Source organism: Actinomadura sp. KC216 (assembly GCF_004348535.1).
Classification (GTDB): domain Bacteria; phylum Actinomycetota; class Actinomycetes; order Streptosporangiales; family Streptosporangiaceae; genus Spirillospora.
Map to the genome: position 1 here is coordinate 1 of NZ_SMJX01000397.1, position 6,832 is coordinate 6,832.

The 6,832-nt window shown below is 71.6% G+C and carries 7 protein-coding genes; all 7 read right to left on the reverse strand.

All coding sequences use genetic code 11. The features are described from left to right. Positions 1-179 precede the first annotated feature (179 nt). Positions 180-704: an adenine phosphoribosyltransferase gene (locus tag E1264_RS38205; RefSeq protein WP_132181720.1), complete on the reverse strand. Its 525-nt coding sequence runs from the start codon at positions 702-704 to the stop codon at positions 180-182. A gap of 138 nt (positions 705-842) precedes the next feature. Then, positions 843-2,021: a protein translocase subunit SecF gene (gene secF / locus E1264_RS38210; protein ID WP_132181722.1), complete on the reverse strand. Its 1,179-nt coding sequence runs from the start codon at positions 2,019-2,021 to the stop codon at positions 843-845. Between the two features lie 3 nt (positions 2,022-2,024). Then, positions 2,025-3,851 carry a protein translocase subunit SecD gene (gene secD / locus E1264_RS38215; RefSeq protein ID WP_132181724.1) on the reverse strand — a complete coding sequence of 609 codons (1,827 nt, stop codon included), beginning with the start codon at positions 3,849-3,851 and terminating at the stop codon, positions 2,025-2,027. 43 nt (positions 3,852-3,894) lie between these two features. After that, positions 3,895-4,383: a preprotein translocase subunit YajC gene (yajC, locus tag E1264_RS38220; protein WP_132181726.1), complete on the reverse strand. Its 489-nt coding sequence runs from the start codon at positions 4,381-4,383 to the stop codon at positions 3,895-3,897. Positions 4,384-4,577: 194 nt separating this feature from the next. Beyond that, positions 4,578-5,654, reverse strand: a complete 1,077-nt coding sequence (gene ruvB, locus E1264_RS38225) for a Holliday junction branch migration DNA helicase RuvB (RefSeq protein WP_132181728.1) — start codon at positions 5,652-5,654, stop codon at positions 4,578-4,580. Further along, a complete protein-coding gene (gene ruvA / locus E1264_RS38230; RefSeq protein ID WP_132181730.1) occupies positions 5,651-6,259 on the reverse strand; it encodes a Holliday junction branch migration protein RuvA in 609 nt (202 codons plus the stop codon). The genes ruvB and ruvA overlap by 4 nt, the downstream gene beginning before the upstream one ends. After that, on the reverse strand, positions 6,256-6,832 hold a 577-nt coding region (locus tag E1264_RS38235; protein WP_132181732.1), incomplete at its 5' end, for a crossover junction endodeoxyribonuclease RuvC. The genes E1264_RS38235 and ruvA, both read right to left, overlap by 4 nt.

The following is a 6,832-nucleotide window of genomic DNA, read 5'->3' on the forward strand; positions in this document are numbered from 1 at the left end:
CGCCGGGCGGGCCCCTGCCGTGGGGGCCTCGGCGGCGTCGTTCACCGCGTCGGTCGATACCACCTCACCTGGCACCCAGCCTCCTTAGCCGTGCGGGCGCGATCGCCTCCGTGCCCCGCGGGACGCGCCCGTCCCCACCGGGCCCTGATTGCGCCAGTGTATCCGGCGCCCATTTCGTACTAGACCGTAACCAGGGAATGAACGTCGAGATTCCGCAGCTTGTCGCGTCCGTTGAGGAACGACAGCTCCAGCAGGACCGACAGCCCGGCGACCTCCGCGCCGCTGCGCCGGACGAGTTCGGCGGCGGCCGCGGCCGTCCCGCCGGTGGCGAGGACGTCGTCGACGATCAGCACCCGCTCGCCGGGCCGGAGCGCGTCGAGATGGATCTCGATCGTCTCGGTCCCGTATTCGAGATCGTAGGTCTCCTCGTGCGTCCGCGACGGCAGCTTCCCCTTCTTGCGCACCGGGACGAACCCCGCGCCGAAGTGGTAGGCGACGGGCGCGGCGAGGATGAAGCCGCGCGCCTCGATGCCGACGATCTTGTCGATGGTGCCGCGGCCGTAGTGGTTCACGATCGCGTCCACGACGCCGGCGAACGCGACGTGGTCGGCCAGCAGCGGCGTGATGTCCTTGAAGACCACGCCGGGCTGCGGGTAGTCGTCCACGTCGCGGATCCGGTCCTGGATCAGCTTGCCGAGGTCCACGTCGCGCTCCCTGTGCCGATATCGGCCGTCATCGTGCCGATCTCCTATGCCCGCACGGGCCGTGCCCGCACCCTGTCACGAGATCCGTGACGGATGCGGGCACGGCCCGGTGCGTCCTGCCGGTCCTGCTTTCGCGTGCTACTTGCCGCCGCCGCCGCGGCGCTGCTGGCGGGTGCCGCGCTTGGGCTGCTGCCGCGGCCCCGTCTGCACCACCTTCTTCACGGTGACGGTGCTTCTGAGGTCGGTGGCGTCGTCGCCGGATTCGCCGCCGGACGACCCGTCGGACGGCGCGTCGTCGGGCGCCTCCCTCGGCCCGCCGGCGGTGGCCTTCACCTTGGCGGCCTTGGCCTGCCGCTTGGCGCTCTGCTCGCGCCGGGCGAGGTTCGCGCGGATCTGCTTGTACTTCGGCTCGCGCTCCTTGAACTGGACGAGCAGCGGCGTCGCCACGCAGATCGAGGAGTACGTCCCGACGATCATGCCGACGAACAGGGCGAGCGACAGGTCCTTCAGCGTCCCGGCGCCGAACAGCGTGGTGCCGATGAACAGGATCGCGCCGACCGGGAGGATCGCCACCAGGGAGGTGTTCAGGGAGCGCACCAGCGTGCTGCTGAGCGCCTGGTTGGCCGCCTCGCTGTAGGTCGTCTTGGAGGTCGGGGTGAGCGGTTTCGTGACCTCCTTGATCATGTCGAAGACGACGACCGCGTCGTACAGCGAATAACCGAGGATCGTCAGGAAGCCCAGCAGGGTCGCCGGTGTGACCTCGAACCCGGACCAGGCGTAGATGCCGGCCGTGATCACCAGGTCGTGGACGAGGGCGACGACGGCGGCGACCGCCATCCGCCACTCGAACGCCAGCGACAGGTAGCCGATGATCAGGATCATGAAGACGATCAGCGCCTGCCACGCCTTCTCCTGGATCTCACCGCCCCAGGAGGCGCCGACGACCTGCGTGCTGATCTTCTCGGCGGGGACGTTCAGCTCCTTGCTGACGTGCGTCTTGACCTCGGTGACGTGCGTCGACGTGAGGCTCTCGGTCGTGACACGCCAGTCGCCGCCGGCCTTCTGCACGATCACCTGGTGGACGTCGCCACCGGCGACGGCGGCGCGGACCTCCTCGATCGAGGCGCTGGGCGCCTTGAACGTGAAGACGGACCCGCCCTTGAACTCGACGCCGAAGTTGAGGCCCTGGACCAGCAGCCCCGCGATGGACATCACCAGCAGCAGGCCGGAGATCGCCGCCCAGATCTTCGGGCGGCCGACGATGTCGGCGCTGATCTCGCCACGGTAGATCCGCGAGGTGGCGGAACGCAGTCCCATGGCTCAGACCTCCTGGCTCGTGCCGGCGGTGGCGGCGGACGTCTTCTGCGCCGCGCGATGGAGCTTGCGCGGGTCGAGGCCGGACAGCGGATGGCCGCGGCCGTAGAACTTCGTCCGCGACAGCAGCGCGACGAGCGGCTTGGTGAAGAAGAACACCACGACGACGTCGATGAGCGTCGTCAGGCCCATCGCGAACGCGAACCCGGCGACGCCGCCGACCGCGAGGAAGTACAGCACCAGCGCGGCGAGGAACGTCACCGCGTCGGCGACCAGGATGGTGCGCCGCGCCCGCTTCCAGGCGGTCTCCACCGACGGCCGGAGCCTGCGCCCGGCTCTCAGCTCGTCCCGCAGCCGCTCGAAGTACACGATGAACGAGTCGGCGGTGATGCCGATGGAGACGATCAGGCCGATGATGTGCGGGAGCGAGAGCCGGAAGCCCATCCCCTCACCGAGGATCACGACCGCGAGGTAGGTGATGCCAGACGCCACGATCAGGCTGGACACCGCGACGAGGCCGAGGCCCCGGTAGTAGAACATGCAGTACAGGACGACGAGGCCGAGCCCGATCGCGCCGGCGATGAGCCCGCCGGTCAGCTGGTCGGAGCCGAGCGTGGAGGACACCTCGTCGATGGAGCTCTGCGTGAACTCCAGCGGCAGCGCCCCGTACTTGAGGACGTTCGCGAGGTCGGTCGCGTACCGCTGGTCGAAGCTGTCGGGCGGGCCGTCGATGCTGGCGGTGCCGCCGGTGATCGCGCCCTCCCTGATGCTGGGCGCGGAGACGACCTGCCCGTCCAGCACGATCGCGACCTGCGCCCGGGGGGAGTTCGGGTCCTGCTGGTAGGCGCCGTAGGCGTCGGTGGTGACCTCGCCGAACTGGCGGGCGCCCTTGCCGTCGAAGTCGAGCGAGACCGACCAGCTGGCCTGGCCCTGCTGGGCGTTCGGCGGCATCGCGTTGGCGCCGTCCACGTTCTCGCCGAGCACCCGGACGGGTCCGAGGATGTACTTGGCGATCTGGCCGCCTTCCTCGTCCTGGTCGCAGGCGGCGACGAACTTGCGGTTCGGGTCGTTGGACCCGGGGGCGCGCCGGTCGCCGGTGTAGCAGTTGAGCGCCTCGAACTGCTGGATGACGGCCTTGTCGGTGACGCCGGCGTAGTCCTGCGGAGGCGCCCGCGGGTCCTGGCCCGGCAGGGGTTGGCCGGACGGCGGGACCAGCGGCGACGTCGGGGACGGCGCACCGGACGGACTCGCCGAGCCGGACGGCGTCGGCTCCGTGAGCGCGCCCGACAGCGCCTTGCCGCGCGGCGTGGCCGACGCGGACCCCGACGGCTTGGCGCTGGTGGACGGCGTGGCCTCCGGCGACGGGCTCTTGCCGTCGCCGGGCTTGGCGTCGCCGGACGGGCTCGCCGACGGGATCGCGCCCGGTGCCGGAGGCGTGCCCGTGGACGGCTTGCCGTCGGCGACGGCGAACACCTGGCGGAACTGGAGCTTCGCCGTCGTGCCGATCAGGCTGACGACGCGGCCCTGCCCCTCCCCGGGCACGTTCACCACGATGTTGTTGCTGCCCTGCTTGGCGACCTCCGCGTCGGAGACCCCGAGGCCGTTGACCCGCTGGGTCATGATCTTGACGGCCTGGTCCATCTGCTGGGCGGGCGGGTTCTTGCCGGAGGAGGTCTTGGCGGTGAGCGTCACCGTCGTGCCGCCGGCGAGGTCCAGCCCCAGCTTGGGCGTCGTCTGGCCCTGCCAGACGGCGACGCCGGAGAGCACGACCAGGATGGCGAAGAGCGCGAGAAGCGTGCGCCCCGGCTTGGGAGCGGTACTGGGCGGAGCCACTTGTCGTCTTACTTCCCGTCTAGTTTTCCGACACCGGGGAAGGTCAGGCGGACGGCTTGTCCGACGCCTTGACCTTGGTCCTCCCCTTGGGCTTGGACTCCTCGTCCTCGTCCGCCCCCTCGGACTCGGCCTGGTCGTCCGCGGCGTCCTCGACGCCGTCCTTGGAGAGGTCGACGGCGTCGCCGTCGTCGTCCTCGCCCGCCTCGTCGTGCTCGTCGTCCAGGTCTTCGGGCTCGTCGTCCTTGAGGACCTGCATGACGGCGGCCTTGACGAAGCGCACCTCGACCCCGTCGGCGATCTCCAGCACGACGCCGTCGTCATCGACCTCGACGACCGTGGCGCGCATGCCGCTGGTCGTCAGCACCCGGGCACCGGGCGTCATGGCGTTCTGCATCTCCATCTGCTGCTTGCGGCGCCTGCTCTGCGGCCGGATCAGCAGGAAGTAGAAGACCAGGGGAACGGCGAGGAGCAGGAGCAGGTTGAAAGCACCGCTCCCGCCCGATTCCGCGGCGAGAATAAGTTCGCTGCCCATTACAGGGGCATCCTTCCGATGTCGTTAGCCCAGCCTTGTGACCGGAGCCTTGTGACCGGACCGGTCACGTCCACGGGACCGCCGGCTGGAGAACGGTCGACCAAGTCCCGGAGTCTAGAGAGTACGCCAGACCCCGGCAACGACGCGACGATCGACGACGCCGGGAAGTTCCCAACCCGTTACCCGAATGATCACTATTCGGGCCGATCGGCCCTCTCGTCCCGGTCTTCCTCGATATCGAACAGCGTCCCGGCCATCGGCGCCGTCGGGGGCGGGGTCAGCCCGAGATGCGCCCATGCGGCGCCCGTGGCGACCCGTCCGCGCGGCGTCCTGGCCAGCAGGCCCTGCCGGACGAGGAACGGCTCGGCGACCACTTCCACGGTCTCCGGCTCCTCCCCGACCGCCACCGCCAGCGTCGACAGGCCGACCGGACCGCCGCCGAACTTGCGCAGCAGCGACCCGAGCACGGCCCGGTCGAGCCGGTCGAGGCCCCGTTCGTCCACCTCGTACAACGCCAGGGCCGTCCGGGCGGATTCCCTGGTGACCGTCCCGTCGCCGCGGACCTCGGCGTAGTCGCGGACGCGGCGCAGCAGCCGGTTGGCGATGCGCGGCGTGCCGCGGGAGCGCCCGGCGACCTCGGCGGCGCCGTCGTCGCTGATCTCCACGTCCAGCAGCCGCGCCGACCGCCGGACGATGACCTCCAGCTCGGCGGGCTCGTAGAAGTCCATGTGCGCGACGAACCCGAACCGGTCGCGCAGCGGGCCGGGCAGCATCCCCGCCCGGGTGGTGGCCCCGACCAGCGTGAACGGCGCGATGTCCAGGGGGATCGCGGTGGCGCCGGGGCCCTTGCCGACGACGACGTCGACCCGGAAGTCCTCCATCGCCATGTAGAGCATCTCCTCGGCGGGGCGCGCCAGGCGGTGGATCTCGTCCAGGAACAGCACCTCGCCCTCGGCGAGGGTCGACAGCACGGCCGCGAGGTCCCCGGCCCGCTCGATGGCGGGCCCGGAGGAGATCCGCAGCGGCTGCCCCAGCTCCGCGGCGATGATCATGGCGAGGGTGGTCTTGCCGAGGCCGGGGCCGCCGGACAGCAGCACGTGGTCGGGCGTCCGGCCGCGCCGCAGGGCGCTGTGCAGCACGAGCGAGAGCTGCTCGCGGACGCGTTCCTGCCCGATGAAGTCGTCGAGCTTCTTGGGCCGGAGCGCGGCCTCGATCATCTGCTCCTCGGGCCCGTCCGCGCCCGCCGACACCAGCCGCTCGGGTTCGCTCATCCCTTGCTCAGCTTCTTGAGAGCGGACTTCAGGAGGGTCGCGACGGGAGGCGCTTCGGCCCCGTCGAGGTCGGCGGCGACGGCGGACACGGCGGCGTCGGCGTCCTTGGCGGACCAGCCGAGGTTGATCAGGCCCATCTGGACCTGCTCGCGCCACGGCTCGGCGCTCGCGGGTGCGCGGACGTCGGCGGCGCCGTCCCCGACCGGGCCGCCGAGGCGGTCCTTCAGCTCCAGGACGATGCGCTGCGCGCCCTTCTTGCCGATGCCGGGCACCTGGGTCAGCGCGGTGACGTCCTCGGTGGCCATCGCGCGGCGCAGCGCGTTCGGGGTGTGCACGGCGAGCATCGCCAGCGCGAGCCGCGGCCCGACGCCGCTCGCGGTCTGCAGCAGCTCGAAGACGGCGCGCTCGTCGTCGTCGGCGAACCCGAAGAGGGTGAGGGAGTCTTCGCGGACGACCAGCGACGTCGGCACCTTCGCCTGCTCGCCGACCCGCAGCCCCGCGAGCGTGGCGGGGGTGCACTGCACCGACAGGCCGACGCCGTGCACGTCGATCACCGCCCCGTCGGGCCCGGCGGCGGCCACCCGGCCGCTGACGAAGGCGATCATTCGCTGGCTCCTTCTCTGGTCGGGACGGCGTTTCGCCGGGAGGCGCCGCTCCGGGCGGCGAGGCGTTCCCGCTCGGCGCGCACCGCCTCCTCGATCCGCGACCGCTGGGCGTGCGCGAGGCGCTGCTGGGCGCCGCCGCGCCACACGTTGCAGATGGCGAGCGCGAGGGCGTCCGCCGCGTCCGCGGGCTTGGGCGGCGCGTCCAGGGACAGCAGCCGGGTCACCATCCTGGTCACCTGGGCCTTGTCGGCGCGGCCGTTCCCGGTGACGGCGGCCTTGGCCTCGCTCGGGGTGTGCAGCGTGACGGGCAGCCCGCGGCGGGCCGCCACCAGGATCGCGATCCCGGCGGCCTGCGCGGTGCCCATCACGGTGCGGACGTTGTGCTGGGAGAACACGCGCTCGACGGCGACGGCCTCGGGGCGCAGCTCGTCCACGAGCGCCTCGATGCCCGTCTCGATGCCCAGCAGGCGCAGGGCGATGTCGTCGCCGGGGGCGGTCCGCACGACGGACACGTGCACCAGCCGGAGCCGCGTGCCCGGGCCGCCCTCGACGACCCCCACCCCGCACCGGGTG

Bases quoted from the DNA above. Each gene is read 5' to 3' on its own strand.
- yajC (WP_132181726.1), bottom strand. From the start codon at position 4,383: ATGGGCAGCGAACTTATTCTCGCCGCGGAATCGGGCGGGAGCGGTGCT.
- ruvA (WP_132181730.1), bottom strand. From the start codon at position 6,259: ATGATCGCCTTCGTCAGCGGCCGGGTGGCCGCCGCCGGGCCCGACGGG.
- secF (WP_132181722.1), bottom strand. From the start codon at position 2,021: ATGGGACTGCGTTCCGCCACCTCGCGGATCTACCGTGGCGAGATCAGC.
- ruvB (WP_132181728.1), bottom strand. From the start codon at position 5,654: ATGAGCGAACCCGAGCGGCTGGTGTCGGCGGGCGCGGACGGGCCCGAG.